General features: G+C 64.3%; 2 protein-coding genes. Both read left to right on the top strand.

Annotated elements, in window-relative coordinates:
* Nucleotides 1-1,506: Rne/Rng family ribonuclease (locus tag SFU54_RS06165; RefSeq protein WP_319015411.1), on the top strand; the 1,506-nt coding region annotated here is incomplete at its 5' end.
* A 36-nt stretch (nucleotides 1,507-1,542) separates the two neighbouring features.
* Nucleotides 1,543-1,695: a hypothetical protein gene (locus SFU54_RS06160; protein ID WP_319015410.1), complete on the top strand. Its 153-nt coding sequence runs from the start codon at nucleotides 1,543-1,545 to the stop codon at nucleotides 1,693-1,695.
* Nucleotides 1,696-1,816: the final 121 nt, after the last annotated feature.

The raw sequence follows: 1,816 nt of genomic DNA, 5'->3' as shown, positions 1-1,816 counted from the left end.
AGCGACGGCAAGACCCAGCCGCGTCGCATCGAGCTCGCGCTCAAGCCCGGCGACAAGGTGCTCGTGCAGGTCACGAAAGACCCCATCGGACACAAGGGCGCTCGCCTCACGAGCCAAGTGAGCCTGCCCGGTCGCTACCTCGTCTACGTGCCGAACGGTTCGATGAGCGGCATCAGCCGCAAGCTTCCCGACACCGAGCGTGCTCGCCTCAAGAAGATCCTGAAAGAGGTCTTGCCCGAAAACGTCGGCGTCATCGTGCGCACGGCCGCCGAGGGTGCGACAGAAGAGCAGCTCACGCTCGACGTGCAGCGCCTCACGAGCCAATGGGTCGATATCAGCCAGCAGCTCGAAAAGACCCCGGCTCCCGCTCTGCTGCACAGCGAGCCCGATCTGCTCATCAAGATCATTCGCGACGTCTTCAACGAAGACTTCCGCTCACTCGTGATTAGCGGCGCGGATGCCCAGCAGACCATCGAGGCCTACTTGCGCAGCGTCGCTCCCGATCTTCTCGATCGCGTGCAAAAGCACGAGGGAAGCCACGACCCCTTCGACGAGTACCGCATCTCGGAGCAAATCGAGAAGGCGCTCGACCGCAAGGTGTGGTTGCCCTCGGGCGGTTCGCTCATCATCGACCGCACCGAAGCGATGACCGTGGTCGACGTCAACACCGGCAAGTTCGTCGGCTCGGGCGGCAACCTCGAAGAAACCGTGACGAAGAACAACCTCGAAGCGGCAGAAGAACTCGTGCGCCAGCTTCGCCTGCGCGACATCGGCGGCATCATCGTCGTTGACTTCATTGACATGGTGCTTGAGTCGAACCGCGATCTGGTCTTGCGCCGCTTGATGGAGTGCTTGAGCCGCGACCGCACGAAGCACCAGGTGGCAGAGGTCACGAGCCTCGGGCTCGTGCAGATGACGCGCAAGCGTTTGGGTCTCGGTCTTCTAGAAACCTTTAGCGAAGCGTGCGAGGTATGCGCCGGTCGCGGGCTCATCGTGCATCACGAGCCCGTCGTGCGCCACCGTCAGGGTTCTGACACCGCCGCCAACGGGGGCGGCATCGGCAGCTCGAATGGCCGACGTCGGGGCGGGTCGGGCAATGGTTCGGGTTCGGGCGGAGCCAACAACGGTTCGGGCCGCGGTTCTACACCCAAGTCAGGGGCCGCAACGGCTGCGCATGCCATCACCGACGACGTGAGTCGCGCGGTCGCCGCGATCGCCGCGAAGACGGTGCACCACGATGCTCCCGTGACCGGGGCCATTGAGGTGCCGGGTCCCGTAGCGGCCGAGCCCGAGTCGACGACGCCCGCCGTGGATTTGCTCGACATTCCGGTCGTCAAGAAGCACGGTCGCAGCCGCGCCCCGATCGACCCAACGACCGCTGACCAGTTGCTCGGCTCGGTGCTCGAGGCACTTCCCGAGCCGCCGGCACCGGGTACGCGTAAGCGAGCGTCGCGGCGAGTGTCGAGTGGAACGATCACGACTCAGGCCACACCCGACGAGTCGTAGAGTCGGCGCCAAGGCGCTCTCTCTAGGATTCTCGGTGTGACGCACTCTGACCTGAGCTTTCGCGACGCCGAGCAATCGGGTTTTCGCGGGCACGGTGACGAGGGCCACGACCACGCTGGTCACGACCACGACGTGATTCCCGTGCGGCGCCGCGCGCGCGGTGTGCACATTGAACCGTCCCCGGTTTGATGCCGTTTCCTTTCGAGTCTGGAAGGACAATATTCATCATGCCCAAGAAGATCCCGGAGGAAACCCGGCAGCGCGCGACACGGCTCGTGCTTGATCACCTCGAGGAGTATCCGAACCTGAC

Source organism: Microcella sp. (assembly GCF_033763155.1).
Lineage (GTDB): Bacteria > Actinomycetota > Actinomycetes > Actinomycetales > Microbacteriaceae > Microcella.
This window is presented reverse-complemented; position numbering and strand designations above follow the sequence as displayed.